This window comes from Acinetobacter sp. ACIN00229 (assembly GCF_016106645.1).
Classification (GTDB): domain Bacteria; phylum Pseudomonadota; class Gammaproteobacteria; order Pseudomonadales; family Moraxellaceae; genus Acinetobacter; species Acinetobacter oleivorans.
Genome location: NZ_JADWOM010000028.1, coordinates 24,185 through 40,646 on the forward strand (window position 1 = coordinate 24,185; position 16,462 = coordinate 40,646).

The window sequence follows — 16,462 nt, forward strand, 5'->3', positions numbered from 1 at the left end:
AGTCAAATAATCAACTTGATGGCATGAGGTCAAATAATTTTTTTAACTGGTGATTTAAATTGTGCAGCTCATCTTCTGAAAAGGCATTTAGGATGCCCGCTAAGGTGACCACACTAATTTGATTAATCTGTTCAACCAGCTCAACACCTTTGGCCGTTAATTTCACCATCGAGATGCGTTCATCGGTGGTAGAAGAGTAGACCTCGACAATTCCATCTTCTACTAAGCGATATACAGCTTTTGTTGCCGTAGTTAACTTTAAGGTAGAAAGATTAGCGATATCGGTAATACTGGCTTCACCCAAAGCATTAGTACTTAAAATGATTTTACGGCGTGTATTATCAATACCTAGTTTTTTTATTGATTTTTCAATGAGTTGTGAATATTTTCCGTTAACTTGAGAAACCCAAAAAAAAGGGAAGTTTTGAATACTCGACGGTTCTTTATTAGGAAGAAATTGTTCTAAATGATCAAGCATAGCTAAGCAATAACTTAGTGAAAAAAGGGTAATCCTATTATAAACAAAATTTTGGATATTTCCTTGGGAACAAATTATAAAAAATACTTGACAATTCCATTAAATTTTCCGATATTTTAATTAATGAGTAAAAATACATGGAAAAGTGAATGAATATTGTTAGCCAAAGCGTGCACAAAGGAAGTGGCAAGCTCAAGGTGATGGTCAAGGACACAATTGATATTCAAGGTCTAAAAACCATTGCTGGTAGTCGAGCTTTATTAAATGTTGAACCTGCTCAAGATGATGCTGAGGTGGTTAAAAACATTTTAAAAGCTGACTGTGAAATTATTGCGAAAACAAATTTGCACGAATTGGCTTTTGGTATTACAGGCATTAACCACGCTTTTGGTACACCTGTTAATCCCAAATATTCTGAACTTATTCCAGGCGGCTCTTCGAGTGGTTCGGCTGCGGCAGTTGCAGCAAAACAAGCTGACTTTACTTTAGGTACCGACACGGGTGGTTCTATTCGTATGCCCGCTGCGTGCTGCGGAGTTTTTGGTTTAAAACCAACTTTTGGCCGTGTCAGCAGAAAAGGCATATATCCACCATCTAGCTCTTTAGATTGCGTTGGTCCTTTTGCAAATTCAGTCGAGATGATTGAAAAGGCGATGCAAATTATTGATCCAACTTTCAAACCTACTGAATTTACTCGTACACCAAAACTTGCTGTTCTCGATGTAAAAGCAGATGAGGTTGTTTGGAACTGTATTCATCAAGCAATTCAAAAAGCCAATTTACAGACCACTTCAGAAAAAGTTGAACATTTTGAAGCGGCTTATGACGCAGGCATGCAGATTATTAATTATGAAAATTGGCAAGCTTTTGGTGAGTTAACTCAAACCGGCTTAATTGGTTCTGATGTAAATGGTCGTTTATTAAAAGCTGCCGCAACAACTTTAGAGCAAGTGAAACAAGCAGAAGTTGTGGGAGCACAGCTGACCCAAGAACTCGATGCTTTATTAGAAAAATATGATGCATTGGTTCTACCGACACTTCCGCAAATTCCACCAAAAGTTTCTGAAGCTGAAAACACGGTCGCTTTTTTGAATCTTACCAGTTTAGTTCGACCATTTAATTTATCAGGACATCCAGGTATTTCAGTGCCACTTGAAACCAGTGAAGGTTTGCCTGTGGGCTTACAGATCGTATCAAAGCATCAAAAAGATGAGCAATTATGCGCAATAGCTAAATTTTGTGTTGATGCAATGCAATAAATTACAAGGAGTTAGATGATGAATAAATTGTCTAAAATGGAGTTTGCTTCTCAAGACAAAGCAGTTGACTTAGATGCTTTGTGCCAAGAAATCCGTGAGCGTGCCTGTACAGGTGAATTTGATAATCAGGCCTATGTGAGCCAAGACGTTATTGAAAAGCTTAAGCAAATCGGTGTTTACCGTGCTTTGGTTCCGAAACGTTTTGGCGGTGAAGAATGGTCTCCACGGCAGTTTTGCGAGTTAATCGAAACTTTATCTAAAGCTGACGGTTCAGTGGGTTGGGTGGCAAGTTTCGGTATGAGTCCTGCGTATTTGGGAAGTTTGCCTGAAGATACACTTAAAGAGTTGTACCAAAACGGACCAGATGTGGTGTTTGCCGGAGGTATTTTCCCACCACAACCTGCTGAAATTACAGATGAAGGTGTAGTGGTTCGTGGACGTTGGAAATTCTCAAGTGGCTGTATGGGCGCTGACATTGTTGGTGTGGGGATTTCACCGCTTAAAAACAATGAAATGCAAGGCTTACCACGCATGGCAGTGATGCCTGCGAAAAAAGCCAAAATTGAAATGACATGGGACACCGTTGGTCTAAAAGGTACGGGAAGCCATGATTTAGTCGTTGAAGATGTATTGGTTGAAAAGAAATGGACCTTTGTACGTGGTGAACCCTCAAAACTCAGCGAGCCATTTTTTAAATATCCGTCACTGTCTTTAGCGACTCAAGTATTAACCGTGGTGGGTATTGGTGTTGCAGCTGCCGCATTAGAAGAATTTGAAAAATTAGCACCGGGTAAAGCGTCCATTACAGGCGGGTCAGAAATTGCCAACCGCCCAGTGACTCAATATGAGTTCGCTCAAGCTGATGCAGAGTTTCAGGCTGCAAAATCTTGGTTTTATCAAACCATGGATATTGTCTGGAATGAAATTATTACTGGGCGTGAAGCAACTGCTGAACAAATTAGCGATATGCGTCTGGCATGTACTCATGCAGCGCGAGTTTGCGCCAAAGTCACCCGAAAAATACAAATGCTCGCGGGTATGACAGCAATTTATACCAACAATCCATTTAGCCGTTTTGTGAATGACACCAACGTGGTGACTCAGCATGCTTTTATGGGCGATGCGACCTTACAAAATGCAGGCTCAATCAGTTTCGGGTTAAAGCCAACCCCAGGTTATTTATAAGTTTAATTTTTAAAAGGATATTGAGATGGAAGCTAAAAAATCATTACGCGTTTTGTTCTGCATGGGTATTAACCAAAACTTTTTTGACGCAGAACCTGCTGAAGCAAAAGCAGTTTGGGCAGCGTTTGGTGAAATGTGGAATGGCATTCATGACTTACCGGGTGTACATGTTTTTGGAAATCTTGATGATGACCAAAGCATGGTTGGCCCAAGTGCTGGCTGGCCTTGGACTACGTACTTGCTTGCAGATGTACCAGATATTGAAACAGTACATGCGGCTTGTAATTTGTTTAGAACGACGGTAGTGGGTGAAGGGCCATACAAACTTTGGAAATATTGCAAAGTTGAAGCTCGTGTTGGGCGCGAATTAATTATCCAACGTTAAGGCGATGGCAATGAATGACAAAGTGAATTTTGCAGAAATCATAGAACGACTAGAACAGTTAGAAGCGCACAACGCCATTCGTAATTGTCTGAACCGTTATATGGAAATCTGTGATGAGCTTAATGCAAATACTGATCTTGACGAGTTGATGAATCTTTTTGATCAAGACTGTATTTGGGAAGGTATTGGCGAGAAATATGCCAAATCCTTTGGCCGTTATGATTCTTGGCAGTCGATTTACGACATGTTTAAAAGCTATACGCAAAAAGAATCTCACTTTGTTATGAATGCACACTTTGTAAATTCAGAACAAATTTATGTAAATCAAAATGATGCAAATGCTTCATGGCTGATGTTGCAAACTTCAACGTTTAAAGATGGCCGTAGTCACTTAAATACAGCAAAGCTCAACGTGAAGTTTCAAAAGCAAGCAGATGGAACATGGAAGATTAAACATTTCCAGACACAGAATATTTTCAGTCGTCCCGTATCGCATTGGCATAGTGAAGCCGAACTGCCAGTACCTTCCCAGGAATGACCCAGGACATATTTAAAAGGACTATTGATATGAACAGTATTATCCCAACGCATAACATTGGCACTGATTACGATACTTTGGTTCAAAGTGACCGTGCCCATACTTCTCTTTATAAAGATGAACGCATTTTTGATGAAGAAATGGAAAAAATCTTCTATAGCACTTGGGTGTGGGTTGCGCATGCCAGCGAAATTCCAGAAGGTGGAAACTATAAAACCATTAACATTGGTAAACAGCCTGTTGTTGCAGTGCGTGACCGTAAAAAGAAAGTCCATGTACTTTTAAACCGTTGCCGTCACCGTGCAGCAACCGTATGCGAACATAAAAAAGGAAAAACTAATAGTTTTGTATGTCCGTACCACGGTTGGAGTTATGCACTTGATGGCAGTTTACGTGGTGTGCCATCTCCGGAAAGTTACGGCGATTGTTTAGATAAGTCTGAATTACCACTGGTGAGTCTACGTGTAGAAGAATATAACGGCATGATCTTCGCTTCATTTAAAGAAGATATTCAACCGCTTGAAGAGTTCCTTGGACCTGCAAAAAAATGGATTGACCTGTTTATGAAACAAGGCGCGGGTTATCCAATTAAAGTGCTAGGTGAACACCGCTTCCGTTTCCCGGGTAACTGGAAAATCCAGCTTGAAAATACCACCGATGCCTATCACTTCCCATTGGTACACAAGTCATTCTTGAGTTCTGTCGATGAAAAAACCGAAGAACTCTTTAACTTCGAAAATCAGCCGGGGTTTGTTGAAGACTTAGGGAATGGTCACAGTGTCATGGTGATGATTCCTGAACTGGTTGATTTAGACGAAGAGCTCATGGAGCGTCCAATTCAAGAACGTTTTGAAGACTTGGCTCAAGCTTTGCGCGACGAAGGTCATGAAGAGTTAGAAGTACGTCGTATTGTTCGTGCAGTCGGTGGTTCTGGCTTTAACTTAAATTTATTCCCGAATATTGCATGTTCGATGGCGTTCTTCCGTGTATTACAGCCAATTTCAGTTGCTGAAACAGAAATTCATCACTCGGTGATTACGATGGACGGCGGTCCACAAATTGCCAACCAATATCGCTTACGTTTGCATGAACATTTCCAAGGTCCATTTGGTTTTGGTACGCCAGATGACTCGGAAGCTTGGGAACGCGTACAACATGGTGCCAATGCGGGTAATGATTTATGGATCATGCTGAACCGTGGTTTACCAGGCGAAGTCAAAACCGAAGATGGCTTAAAAAGTGATGTCAGTGCTGAAACTGGTATGCGTGCAGCATATCAGCAGTGGAAAAAGATGATGACGGCTTAAGGAGAGAGCAATGAATATGAATCTGCAATTATTAAATGAAGTCACTGCTTTCATCTGGGCTGAAGCAGATATGTTAGACCATAGTGAATACCGTGAATGGCTCAATTTATGGAATGAAAAGGGTGTTTATATCATTCCGATTGACCCAAACCTTACTGACTACGAAAACAACTTAAATTATGCCTATGACGATAATCATATGCGCACTTTGCGTGTAGAGCGTCTGGAAAATGGTGAAGCGATTTCTACAGCACCTAAAGCCAATACTGTGCGTAGCATTTCTCGTGTACGAGTGATTCAAGATCAGGATGATGAAATCGTTTTGCGTTGTGCTCAAAATTTACGTGAATTTCGTAAAGAAAACCTCAAGCATTACACAGCTGATATTACTTACCATTTGACTCGTGATGCGGCTACAGGCTTTAAGATTAACCGTAAAATCATTAACTTGGTTAACTCAACCGATACCTTAGCTGGTATTAGCTACATTCTTTAGGAGCGGTAACATGAAACAAGTTGTTTTAGTGACAGGTGCTGCTTCTGGACTCGGTAATGTGATTGCTGAATATTTTGCGAGCCAAGGCCATCAAGTGATTTTGTCAGCGAGTACGTTTGAAAAAGCCGAAAATGCCAAGGTACAAAGTCAATATGCACAAAATATGTTTCCCTTGAAATTAGATATTTCTGTCGAAGCAGATTTTCATGCTGCCGTGCAATGGATTGAAGAGAAATTTTCTAAACTTGATGTGTTAATTAACAATGCCACCGTTACCAAAGCAACGCCCGTATTAGAAATTACTGCAGCCGATTTTGATTGGGTGACCCAAGTTAACCAACGCGGCACCTTTCAAGCTTGTCAAATTATTGGTCAATATATGGCTAAAAAAGGCTATGGACGCATCATTAATATGGCCTCGTTAGCGGGACAAAATGGCGGTACTGCAACGGGTGCACACTATGCGGCAACCAAAGGTGCGATTGTGACGTTAACCAAAATTTTTGCCAAAGAGTTTGCGGCAAAAGGGGTGACGGTCAATGCGGTTGCACCGGGTCCAATGGAATCACCAATCGTTCATAGCGTGGTGTCAGATGAAAAAATGGAACAGTTCATCCAGAATATTCCGGTTAAAGCCTTAGGAAGTATGCATTTTATTGCTGAAACTTGTGGGTTGCTTGCGAGTCCAAATGCGGGGTTTGTGACTGGTGCAACATGGGATATTAACGGTGGTTTATTCATGCGTTAAGCCAATCGCTTAACCATGAAAAGGGAGTTAAATCATGACTACACTTTATGATGTTGTCGTTAAAAATCGCCATGTGGAAGGTGGAAATATTGCAGTCATGGAATTTGAATCTGCAACTTCTACAACATTGCCAAAAGTTGAAGCGGGTGCGCATATTGATGTGCACTTACCGAATGGCATGGTGCGTCAATATTCACTTTGTCAAAATCCAAATGACGAAGGAAAGTTCCGCCTTGGAATTTTACGTGACCCTGAATCACGTGGTGGCTCAGTCTCGGCTTTTGATGAAATTAAAGATGGCATGCAAATTCAGGTCAGTGAACCAAAAAATTTATTTCCACTTTTAAAAGCCAAACACAGTGTATTGATTGGCGGTGGTATCGGGATTACACCGTTAATCACGATGGCCTATCAACTTGCACACGAAGGCGAATCATTTGAGCTTCATTACTGTGGTGCTAGCGCTGAGAACTGTGCTTTTGTTGATGAAATTAAAAAGGGTGAGTTAGCAAAATATACAACCTTCCATTTTAAATCCGAAGGTGCAAGCCACCGAGCATTTTTTGAATCTGCCATTAAAGATATTGACTCGGAAAGCCATATTTACACGTGTGGTCCAGTCGGTTTCATGGACTGGGTGATTAACCTTGCCACGACTCACGATTTTCCTGAACAGCAAATCCACAAAGAATATTTCCAAGTTGAAACAGATACTTCAGGAGATTCATTTGAGGTGGTGGCTGAGCGTAGTGGAAAAATCATTATGGTTGAGGCTGGCGAAACCATTTTGCAAGCTTTAGCTAAAGAAGGGATCGACATTGAAATGTCTTGCGAGCAAGGCGTATGCGGAACCTGTATGTGCGATGTAATTGAAGGCGAACCTGACCATCGAGATGTTTATTTTACTGATGAAGAAAAAGCCAGCAATGAACAAATATTGGTGTGCTGTTCGCGCTCGAAAACACCGAGATTAGTTTTAGATATCTAATGCTCTCCCGATTTATATGGATGTAAGAGAAGGTTTAGGAGAAAGATGATGAATGTATTACAACAAATAGATGAGTTTACGGTCGATCCATTACAGTTCCGACGAGCATTAGGAAATTTTGCAACAGGCGTTACCATTGTTACCGCACAAAATGCACAAGGTGAGAAAGTCGGTGTAACCGCAAATAGTTTTAACTCGGTGTCACTCGATCCACCGCTTATTTTGTGGAGTATTGATAAAAAGTCTTCAAGTTTTTCAGTGTTTGAAGAGGCGACACATTTTGCAGTCAATATTTTATCGGGTACCCAAATTGAGCTGTCTAATAAGTTTTCGAGACGCAATATTGATAAATTTGCCGACACCAATTTTCAACTTGGTGCAGGACGCGCACCTATTTTAGAAAATTGTTCTGCGGTGTTTGAGTGCGAACGCTATCAAGTGATTGAGGGTGGTGACCACTGGATTATTGTTGGTAAAGTGGTTCGTTTCCATGACCAAGGTCGAAGCCCGCTGGTTTACCATCAAGGCGCATATTCTTGTGTCATGCCGCATCCAAGTCTTCAAGTTAAGCAAACTGGACAGAACGGCGTAGACCAAACACATTATGGGCACTTATATAATAATGTTTGCTATTTGATGAGTCGTGCTTTTAAAGCTTATCAAACCGACTATATTCCTAAGCAAATGGCTTCAGGGTTCCGTACCAGTGAATCACGTCTTTTGCTCGTTTTAGCCAGTGGTACTGCTTCAAGTAAGGAAGATTTACCGCGTGATATTGCTATGCCAATGCAAGAAGTTGAACGGTCGGCTGAAATTCTAAAATTTGAAGGATTATTGGTTGATCATGATAATTTATATGCACTAACGGAAAAGGGTAAACAAACGGCACAGTATTTGTTTGATATTGCTGATAGCCACCAAAATGAGGTGTTTAAAAAGTATTCTGAGGAACAAAAGAATATTTTTATTACCATGCTGCGAGATTTTGCAGGAGTAGCATAAGTCCCATTAAGCTGATAAATTGAATTGATTTATCAGCTTCTTTACATCTAGCTGACTATCATCAAAACAATTCCAAGGATAAGGAATTTTTGGCACACAATTTGTTTATTAATAAAACAAGATTGCAAATAAGCCAAGACAGTGCACCACCACAAACGCAAAATCTTGAACGGTGGCACATGTATAGAGAGGTAAGGGATGAACCAATATGTAAGCGATGCATTACTCACATGGACGCACCATATTAAAAGTGTGTGCGGCAATTTTGAAACCGATTTTGACGGAACCCGTAATTTATTCATTGGTGAAGTTCAGTGCTTTTTATTGGGTGATACCGAAATAGCTTTTATCAAAAACAATGCCAATAAGATTGTCCGGAAAGCCGATGAAATTGATCGAGTGAATAATCGCTTTTGTTTTTTGATTTTGCAGTATTCGGGAAAAATGCTGCTCGAGTATAAAAATGAAACTCTTAGCCTAAATGAAGGAGATATTGTGTTGGTCGACCCAGTCGAAACCATTTCAATGTATCCGCAAGGTTTAGTAAGTCAGATTTCAGTCCATCTGTCGCGTGAAAAATTACTGAAAGAAAATATTAGTACCGAATATTTTGGAAAACTGATTACGCAAAATATGAGTGGTTTTTTACTCAAGAATATTTTGAAAAATATGTCTGCTGAAAACATCAAACTTTGGTACGCAACTGAAGATGGTAATGCTTTTGAAGATGCATTGATTGCCTTAATCAAACCGACAATTAATTATAAAAATATTAATAGCTCAAATAACCTCATGGAAAAAGCTGAGCGTTATATTATAGAAAACTTAGCAAAACCCGATTTAACACCTAAATTAATTGCAGAGCATATTGGGGTATCTCTACGTCATCTTTACCGTCTATTTCTTCAAGAAAAATTATCGATTAACAAATATATACAGCTCAAACGTCTAGAAAAAGTCAAAGCAGATTTGCTTGATAAAAGAAATAAACAAAGCTCAATTACCCAAATTGCCTTGAAATGGGGTTTTTGGGATGGGGCGCATTTCTCAAAGATCTTTAAAAAGACTTATGGTATCTCCCCTAAAGAATTTAGAGAGGGTATGTCGGTTTAAATCTTTCATCTAACAATGTCATTTTTAGACAAGTTCGACGTCATTCTTGAACAAGCTAGCCCTATGTAACTGTGTTGAAATTAAATTCATTAGAGCAGGCTAGATAAGCTTAATAATCATAAAACTATTAAGTTAATCTAATTAATTTCACTCACAGGAAAGTGCATTTTAACTGTCTGATTCAGATAGTTCAGGGATAGACCAAAAGGATGAAACCAATGCGTAAACAACGATTATTGAATGACATACAAAAAATACTGGCACTTAACTTATCAATCGCTGCAAGCTTTTGGGGACTCAATACTCAAGCGTTTGCGCATGGTGGCAAGGCCGAAATGGTCTCACTTTATCAAAACATGAGTGAGCAAGGCGCTAAAGTTGTCAAAGATGATTTTACCAATACTTATATGATCACCAAAGGTTCTATGGTGGTTCGAGCTAAACCCAATTCAGATCAGGTTTTGGTGAACGGCAAACCTTTCAAGCTCAGCGTGCCTTTACTAATCAAAGATGGTAAGCCTGTTATTGGAAAAGACTTTTTTAATGAAGTATTCCAGTCTGGTTTAGATCAAACTTTTAAAATTGAAAATACGTTTCACCCGCTCAATAGCCTAAACTCTGACGAAATTAAAAAGACCTTTGATGTGATTAATCGCTCGAAATACGCCTATAAAAATATGCGTTTTGCCGAGTTAAAGCTTAAAGAACCTGAAAAAGCCAAAGTCTGGGATTACTTTATTAATCACAAAGAATTTAAAGAAGATCGTATTGCCTCATTTATTTTATTAAAGGGGAGTCAAGCGATTGAAGGTGAAGTTAACCTTAACACTCAACAAGTCACCAAATGGAATGTACTTAAAGACACTCATGGAATGGTGCTGCTTGATAATTTTGAAGCTGTACAGCGCGTAATTGAGACAAGTAAAGAATATCAAGACGCGTTACGCAAACGCGGCATTTCCGATGTGAAGAAAGTGATTGCTACTCCACTAACTGTTGGATATTTTGGCGGTAAAGATGGTCTAGACAAACAACTCAATATATTAAAAGTTGTTGCTTACCTCGATGTCGGCGATGGCAATTATTGGGCGCATCCTATTGAGAACCTAGTTGCTGTAGTCGATTTAGATAAAGAAAAAATTATCAAGATTGAAGAAGGTGCGATCATTCCTGTGCCGATGGCAAATCGACCTTATATGTCGAATAAGCCCGTAGCAAGTAAGCTAAAACCACTCAATATTTCTGAACCTGAGGGTAAGAACTTTAGCATTACAGGTCAAACCATACATTGGGGGAACTGGTGTTTGCATGTAGCGTTAGATTCTCGTGTTGGCTTACAGCTTTCAACCGTGACCTATAAAGATAAAGGCGTTAAGCGTAAAGTCATGTATGAAGGGAACTTGGGTGGAATGGTAGTTCCATATGGTGACCCTGATATTGGTTGGTACTTCAAATCTTATTTGGACTCTGGCGAATATGGTATGGGAACCCTTACCTCATCTATTCTTCCGGGAACAGATGCACCCGACAACGCTGTTTTACTTGATGCCGTGATTGCAGACTATAAAGGCCAGCCACAAGTGATTCCAAATGCCATTGCCGTGTTTGAACGTTATGCTGGGCCTGAATATAAACATCACGAAATTTTTGGTAACCAAGATGCGAGTGAAGCCCGCCGTGAACTTGTTGTGCGCTGGATTAGTACAGTGGGGAACTATGATTACATGTTTGACTGGGTATTTGCCCAAAATGGTGTAATTGGGATTAATGCGGGTGCAACAGGTATTGAAGCTGTTAAAGGTGTTAAATCACGCACCATGCATGACAGTACCGCAAAAGAAGACACTAAATATGGAACTTTAATTGACCATAATATTGTGGGTACAACGCATCAGCACATCTATAATTTCCGTTTAGACATGGACGTAGATGGGGAAAACAACAGCTTTATGCATATGGACCCTGTGGTGAAAGCTAATGACAAAGGTGGTGTTCGTACAAGCTCAATGCAAATTGATAGTAAAGTCATTACGAATGAGCAAAATGCGGCTGAAAAATTTGATCCGTCTACCATTCGCTTACTCACGAATTTCAACAAGGAAAATAAATTAGGTAATCCAGTTTCTTACCAACTCATTCCGTTTGCAGGTGGAACACACCCTGTGGCGAAAGGAGCCAATTTTTCTAAAGATGAATGGTTATTTAAACGTTTGAACTTTATGGATAAGCAAATTTGGGTGACTCAGTACAATCCAGACGAACGCTATCCTGAAGGGAAATATTCAAACCGTTCAACTCATGATACAGGCTTAGGACAATTCATTGGCAACAATGAAAATATTGAAAATAAAGACCTTGTGGTGTGGATGACAACAGGTACAACGCATGTGGCACGTGCTGAAGAGTGGCCAATCATGCCAACAGAATGGGTAAATACACTCATCAAACCTTGGAACTTCTTTGACAACACGCCGACTTTAAACTTGGGTGAAGACGAGCAAAACACACAGCACGACCATCATTAAACAGGTGCATGATCTAGGGTGGGTAACGAATCGGTTACCCATCCTTGAGCACGGTTAGGCCGTTCGCAAAAAAGGAATTTCTCAATGAAAAATTTATTTTCTCAGGTTGTGAGAGGGACTCTCTTTGTCTCATTTTTTTCAACTGTGCATGCTGGTGAGCTTGAAATTAAGCCAACTTTTGAAGCAACTTTTGGGGCTTTTAGTAGCGGCAAAAGCTATAACGGCGAAAACCTAGATGATGAAAGAGTCAATTGGCAAGAAGGTCATCTTAAATATGGTGCGAAGGGAAACTACACCTTTAAAAACAATCAGCTCTATGCAAGCTTGAGCGGTATTAGCTCGGCAACATTTGGTGATGGTGACGCCGGCCAAAATAGTAATGGCAAAGAACGTAAAACAGATGTGAATGAATGGATCATTGGTTTTAAAGACGGCACCAATAAAGATGAGTTAACGACCTATGATTTAAGTATCGGTCGACAAATTATCATGATTGGTGATGGGTTCTTCATTGCGGGTGATGCGTTAAATCTTGGTAAAGCGCCTGCGGATGGCACCCTAGATCGGGGCGGAGCATATTATCTGGCAGCACGACGCAGCTTTGATTTTACAAGTTTGCTTCAATACAAACCGCAAGAGAATACAACGCTAAAGCTGGCTTATTTAAAATCGGACAATAAAGCACAATTTTCACCTGAACTATTTTTGACTGATCTGATGTATCAGCTTAAAGATAAGGGCGTTGGGTTTACCTATTTAAACGTATTAGATCTTAAAGATGCTGAACAGGTTTCAGGACGTCAGGATCTTAAGAATTATGCCTTACGCTTGAATTATCAACCTTTACCAGAGCTACAAGTTAAAACTGAGTTTGTGGTGCAAGATAAAAAAGATAGCCACGAAAATGCTGGCTACTTAGCGCTGAACTATAACTTTTTATCTTCAAAATATACCCCCTCATTAGGCTATCGTTTTAGTCATTTTTCAGACCAATACGACCCTATGTTTTATGGAAATACAGTCGGGTTTGGTACATGGTTTCAGGGCGAAGTTGCCGGAAACTATGCTGGTCCATTTAATAAAAATGCAGATATTCATCAAGTCTCTTACATGATGAACTTGAAAGAAAATTTTATGTTGGGTGCTTTGGCCTATAAGTTCAAAACAGTAAATAAGTCTTTAACTAATGTAGACGGACATGAGCTGGATGTATTTTCGGTCTGGTCGGTTAATAAAAAATTCAACGTTATTCCTTTAGTGGGACTCTATAAACCAAAACACGATATCCATAGTGGTGGTACTCAAAACTACGATGACAAGACCAATGTATATGCGCAGTTGATTCTGCAATACATCTATTAATAGATCCTTTTTAATGAATTGAGAGAAATAAAATGAGTGAAGTTCAGATTTTACAAAGCGTACAGCAATTTATGGCACGTCAACATGGACACTTTATTGATGGAAAGTTAGTTGCTGCCGAGCATTTAGACAAAGTGGATATTGTAAATCCATCGACTGAACAAGTTGTTGCTCAAATTAGTATTGGTAGTCAACACGATGTCGAAAATGCGGTGAAAAGTGCTGAACATGCTTTTCAAAATGCTTGGGCTGAAACTACGCCGTATGAACGTGGCGTTAAACTGAACAAGCTAGCAGATTTAATTGAGCAATATGGTGAAGAGCTTGCACAGCTCGAGTCGTTGTCTACTGGAAAACTTATCAATATTTCAAGACATCTTGAAGTCGCACAATCTGTTATTTTCTTAAGATATTTTGCGGGTTGGGCAACTAAAATTAATGGTCAAACCATGCAACCCTCTATTCCGTCTATGCAAGGTGAGAAATATACGGCCTTTACTTTAAGACAACCGATTGGTGTGGTTGCAGGGATTGTGCCTTGGAATTTTTCGCTGATGATTGGTGTTTGGAAAATCGGCTCAGCTTTAACAACTGGCTGTACCATTGTGCTTAAACCAAGTGAGTTTGCCAGCTTATCTTTATTACGTTTAGCTGAACTTGCCATTGAGGCAGGTATTCCAGCGGGTGTAATTAATGTGGTTACGGGTAAGGGGGAGACAGGACAATATTTAATTGAATCATCGCTGGTTAAGAAAGTCTCTTTTACAGGTTCAGTGCCCACAGGTATTGCGATTGGTAAACTTGCGATGAGCAGTGATTTAACTCGGGTAAGTCTAGAGTTGGGCGGTAAAAATGCTATAGCCGTCTTGGCTGATGCAAATATTGATGAGATTTTACCGACTTTGCTCCAAGCAACTTTTGTACATCAAGGTCAAGTTTGTGCATCGCCAGAGCGGTTTTTTGTACACCATACAAAATATGATGAATTGGTCGAAAAGCTATCCAAAGCACTCTCTGGTTTCAAAATTGGATCGGCTATGGATGAGGGAAGTATGTTTGGGCCACTGTCTAATCAGCCACACTTTCATAAAGTGAAACATTATTTAGATATGGCAAAAGCAAACAACCAGATTATTGCAGGGGGGGAAGCTTTAGATCATACAGGATATTTTGTACAGCCGACTTTGATTTCCTTTAAAAATACCGATGATCCTTTATTTTCAGAGGAAACTTTTGGTCCAGTGGTTGGGGTAATGCCATTCGAAACTGATGAAGAACTCGTTCAACTGATGAATCAGTCGCGCTTTGGTTTAACCGCAAGTATCTGGACAAATGACTTATCTAAAGCTTTACGTTTAATTCCTAAGATTGAAGCAGGCACCTTGTGGGTCAATATGCATACGTTCTTAGATCCATCAGTTCCATTTGGCGGGGTAAAAGCTTCAGGAATTGGCAGAGAGTTTTCAGATGCATTTATTGAAGATTACACCGAATTAAAATCGGTCATGATTCGGTATTAAGTTTAAAGATTCCATGAGATATAAAAAATGGCCTTTATAGGCCATTTCTTTTGAGCCATTAAAATTAACCTAATAAAAAATCTTTTAGAATTTTATTAAAAGCTTCTGGCTGCTCGATATTGGAAATATGAGAGGCATCTATTTCTGCAAGCTTTGATTGAGGAATGCGTTGTTGCATAAATTCACCATCTGCAACAGTTGTTACAGGGTCTTGAGTTCCAGCAATCACTAATACTGGAACTTTGATGTCTTTTAACTGCTCACGGACATCCGCTTTAGCCAAAGCCTCACAACAATTGGCATAACCCATTGCGCTGCCAGCACTTAAGTCGTTACATAGGTTGTTGACAATTGAAGGATGACTTTGGATAAAGGGATCTGTAAACCATCGCGAAGCTGCTGTAGCTGCGATCGGTTGTAAACCTTGCTCACGTACTAATTTTGCACGGTCAAGCCATGCCTGTTCTTGTCCAATTTTAGCGGCAGTATTTGCCACAACCACATGACTAAAACGGTCAGGGTAGTGAATTGCCAGCCATTGACCGGTTAAACCACCCATAGAAATTCCACAAAAAGCAGCTTTGCTAATATTCAGATGATCCAGTAAACGGACAACATCTTCACCTAATTGCTCTACAGTATATGGACCGTCAGGCGTAGATGATGAACCGTGACCACGAGTGTCATAGGAGATCACAAAAAATTGATCTTTTAACTCATTAAACTGTTTTTGCCACATACCATAATTGGCGCCCAAAGAATTGGAAAACACCAGAGCAGGGGACGACGGTTCGCCAAAAGTTTGATAGTTAATTTGTGCATCGGCAGATTGAAAAGATGGCATTTGTTTCTCCTTAAAGTGCTTCAACACGTTCAATAATCAATGCGATGCCTTGGCCTACGCCAATACACATTGAACATAAGGCATAACGACCACCTGTCTGTTCAAGCTGGTTTAGGGCTGTAGTCACTAAGCGTGCACCTGATGCACCAAGTGGATGACCTAATGCAATTGCACCACCGTTTGGATTTACCTTGTTGCTATCATCTGGTAAACCTAAATCACGGGTCACTGCTAAAGCTTGTGCAGCAAAGGCTTCATTCAGCTCAATCACATCCATCTGATCTAAAGTCAGGTTGGCTTGTTTCAGTAGTTTTTTAATGGCTGGTGCTGGAGCAAAACCCATAATGCGTGGTTCTACACCTACAGCTGTTGAAGCAATGATCTTGGCACGTGGTTTGAGGTTGTAAGCTTGAACTGCCTCATCAGAAGCAATCAGTAGAGCTGCTGCACCATCATTAATGCCTGAAGCATTACCCGCAGTCACAGACCCATCTGCTTTTACAACAGGCTTAAGTTTGCTTAAACCTTCAAGTGTAGTTGATGCACGTGGATGTTCATCGGTATCAATCACAACAGCATCACCCTTACGCTGAGGGATTTCAACTGCCACGATTTCTTTAGAAAAAAAGCCTTTGGCTTGCGCGCTTGCGGTGCGTTGTTGGCTCACCAAGGCAAACTGGTCCTGATCTGCACGATTCACGTTAAACTGTTT

Annotated in this window: 16 protein-coding genes; 13 read left to right on the plus strand and 3 right to left on the minus strand. The window is 40.2% G+C overall.

The genetic code is table 11. The features are described 5' to 3' along the window. Nucleotides 1–10: 10 nt before the first annotated feature. A complete protein-coding gene (locus I7H67_RS18405) occupies nt 11–478 on the minus strand; it encodes a MarR family winged helix-turn-helix transcriptional regulator (RefSeq protein WP_009392094.1) in 468 nt (155 codons plus the stop codon). Between the two features lie 149 nt (nt 479–627). Here I7H67_RS18405 and I7H67_RS18410 point away from each other — a divergent pair, with 149 nt between their 5' ends. From I7H67_RS18410 to I7H67_RS18470, 13 genes are all read left to right on the plus strand, one after another. Next, on the plus strand, nt 628–1,737 hold the full coding sequence (locus tag I7H67_RS18410) for an amidase (RefSeq protein ID WP_198308539.1): 1,110 nt from the start codon (nt 628–630) through the stop codon (nt 1,735–1,737). 36 nt (nt 1,738–1,773) lie between these two features. Beyond that, nucleotides 1,774–2,922, plus strand: coding sequence for an acyl-CoA dehydrogenase family protein (locus I7H67_RS18415; RefSeq protein ID WP_198308549.1), 1,149 nt, complete (start codon nt 1,774–1,776; stop codon nt 2,920–2,922). Nucleotides 2,923–2,947: 25 nt separating this feature from the next. Beyond that, entirely contained in the window at nt 2,948–3,307 is a 360-nt protein-coding gene (locus I7H67_RS18420) for a hypothetical protein (RefSeq protein WP_000387554.1), read from the plus strand. 4 nt (nt 3,308–3,311) lie between these two features. Next, complete coding sequence (locus I7H67_RS18425) at nt 3,312–3,845, plus strand: nuclear transport factor 2 family protein (protein WP_192453914.1); 534 nt, start codon at nt 3,312–3,314, stop codon at nt 3,843–3,845. 29 nt (nt 3,846–3,874) lie between these two features. Beyond that, nucleotides 3,875–5,152 (plus strand): aromatic ring-hydroxylating oxygenase subunit alpha, encoded by a 1,278-nt coding sequence (locus I7H67_RS18430; RefSeq protein ID WP_198308540.1) that lies wholly within the window; start codon nt 3,875–3,877, stop codon nt 5,150–5,152. Between the two features lie 10 nt (nt 5,153–5,162). Next, a complete protein-coding gene (locus I7H67_RS18435; protein WP_004701406.1) occupies nt 5,163–5,648 on the plus strand; it encodes an aromatic-ring-hydroxylating dioxygenase subunit beta in 486 nt (161 codons plus the stop codon). Between the two features lie 10 nt (nt 5,649–5,658). Continuing rightward, entirely contained in the window at nt 5,659–6,396 is a 738-nt protein-coding gene (locus tag I7H67_RS18440; RefSeq protein ID WP_198308541.1) for an SDR family NAD(P)-dependent oxidoreductase, read from the plus strand. Between the two features lie 34 nt (nt 6,397–6,430). Further along, complete coding sequence (locus tag I7H67_RS18445) at nt 6,431–7,384, plus strand: PDR/VanB family oxidoreductase (RefSeq protein WP_198308542.1); 954 nt, start codon at nt 6,431–6,433, stop codon at nt 7,382–7,384. A gap of 45 nt (nt 7,385–7,429) precedes the next feature. Beyond that, on the plus strand, nt 7,430–8,386 hold the full coding sequence (locus I7H67_RS18450; RefSeq protein WP_198308543.1) for a p-hydroxyphenylacetate 3-hydroxylase reductase component: 957 nt from the start codon (nt 7,430–7,432) through the stop codon (nt 8,384–8,386). A 198-nt stretch (nt 8,387–8,584) separates the two neighbouring features. Next, nucleotides 8,585–9,499: a transcriptional regulator FeaR gene (gene feaR, locus I7H67_RS18455; protein WP_198308544.1), complete on the plus strand. Its 915-nt coding sequence runs from the start codon at nt 8,585–8,587 to the stop codon at nt 9,497–9,499. Nucleotides 9,500–9,708: 209 nt separating this feature from the next. After that, nucleotides 9,709–12,024: a primary-amine oxidase gene (gene tynA, locus I7H67_RS18460; protein ID WP_198308545.1), complete on the plus strand. Its 2,316-nt coding sequence runs from the start codon at nt 9,709–9,711 to the stop codon at nt 12,022–12,024. Between the two features lie 144 nt (nt 12,025–12,168). Further along, complete coding sequence (locus tag I7H67_RS18465; protein WP_198308550.1) at nt 12,169–13,386, plus strand: hypothetical protein; 1,218 nt, start codon at nt 12,169–12,171, stop codon at nt 13,384–13,386. A gap of 32 nt (nt 13,387–13,418) precedes the next feature. Continuing rightward, the gene (locus I7H67_RS18470) at nt 13,419–14,906 is read left to right on the plus strand and encodes an NAD-dependent phenylacetaldehyde dehydrogenase (RefSeq protein WP_198308546.1); all 1,488 of its coding nucleotides are present in this window, start codon (nt 13,419–13,421) and stop codon (nt 14,904–14,906) included. Nucleotides 14,907–14,970: 64 nt separating this feature from the next. On the opposite strand, the gene pcaD is transcribed toward I7H67_RS18470, so the two are convergent. Together pcaD and I7H67_RS18480 are read right to left on the minus strand one after the other, a co-directional pair. Continuing rightward, nucleotides 14,971–15,750 (minus strand): 3-oxoadipate enol-lactonase, encoded by a 780-nt coding sequence (gene pcaD, locus I7H67_RS18475; protein WP_198308547.1) that lies wholly within the window; start codon nt 15,748–15,750, stop codon nt 14,971–14,973. A gap of 10 nt (nt 15,751–15,760) precedes the next feature. Further along, on the minus strand, nt 15,761–16,462 hold a 702-nt coding region (locus tag I7H67_RS18480; protein WP_198308548.1), incomplete at its 5' end, for an acetyl-CoA C-acyltransferase.

Excerpts from the sequence above, each read along its gene's own strand:
- I7H67_RS18430 (WP_198308540.1), top strand. The coding sequence starts at position 3,875 with ATGAACAGTATTATCCCAACGCATAACATTGGCACTGATTACGATACT.
- I7H67_RS18470 (WP_198308546.1), top strand. The coding sequence starts at position 13,419 with ATGAGTGAAGTTCAGATTTTACAAAGCGTACAGCAATTTATGGCACGT.
- I7H67_RS18450 (WP_198308543.1), top strand. The coding sequence starts at position 7,430 with ATGATGAATGTATTACAACAAATAGATGAGTTTACGGTCGATCCATTA.
- I7H67_RS18440 (WP_198308541.1), top strand. The coding sequence starts at position 5,659 with ATGAAACAAGTTGTTTTAGTGACAGGTGCTGCTTCTGGACTCGGTAAT.
- I7H67_RS18425 (WP_192453914.1), top strand. The coding sequence starts at position 3,312 with ATGGCAATGAATGACAAAGTGAATTTTGCAGAAATCATAGAACGACTA.
- I7H67_RS18410 (WP_198308539.1), top strand. The coding sequence starts at position 628 with ATGAATATTGTTAGCCAAAGCGTGCACAAAGGAAGTGGCAAGCTCAAG.
- pcaD (WP_198308547.1), bottom strand. The coding sequence starts at position 15,750 with ATGCCATCTTTTCAATCTGCCGATGCACAAATTAACTATCAAACTTTT.
- I7H67_RS18445 (WP_198308542.1), top strand. The coding sequence starts at position 6,431 with ATGACTACACTTTATGATGTTGTCGTTAAAAATCGCCATGTGGAAGGT.
- I7H67_RS18420 (WP_000387554.1), top strand. The coding sequence starts at position 2,948 with ATGGAAGCTAAAAAATCATTACGCGTTTTGTTCTGCATGGGTATTAAC.
- I7H67_RS18405 (WP_009392094.1), bottom strand. The coding sequence starts at position 478 with ATGCTTGATCATTTAGAACAATTTCTTCCTAATAAAGAACCGTCGAGT.
- feaR (WP_198308544.1), top strand. The coding sequence starts at position 8,585 with ATGAACCAATATGTAAGCGATGCATTACTCACATGGACGCACCATATT.
- tynA (WP_198308545.1), top strand. The coding sequence starts at position 9,709 with ATGAAACCAATGCGTAAACAACGATTATTGAATGACATACAAAAAATA.
- I7H67_RS18415 (WP_198308549.1), top strand. The coding sequence starts at position 1,774 with ATGGAGTTTGCTTCTCAAGACAAAGCAGTTGACTTAGATGCTTTGTGC.
- I7H67_RS18435 (WP_004701406.1), top strand. The coding sequence starts at position 5,163 with ATGAATATGAATCTGCAATTATTAAATGAAGTCACTGCTTTCATCTGG.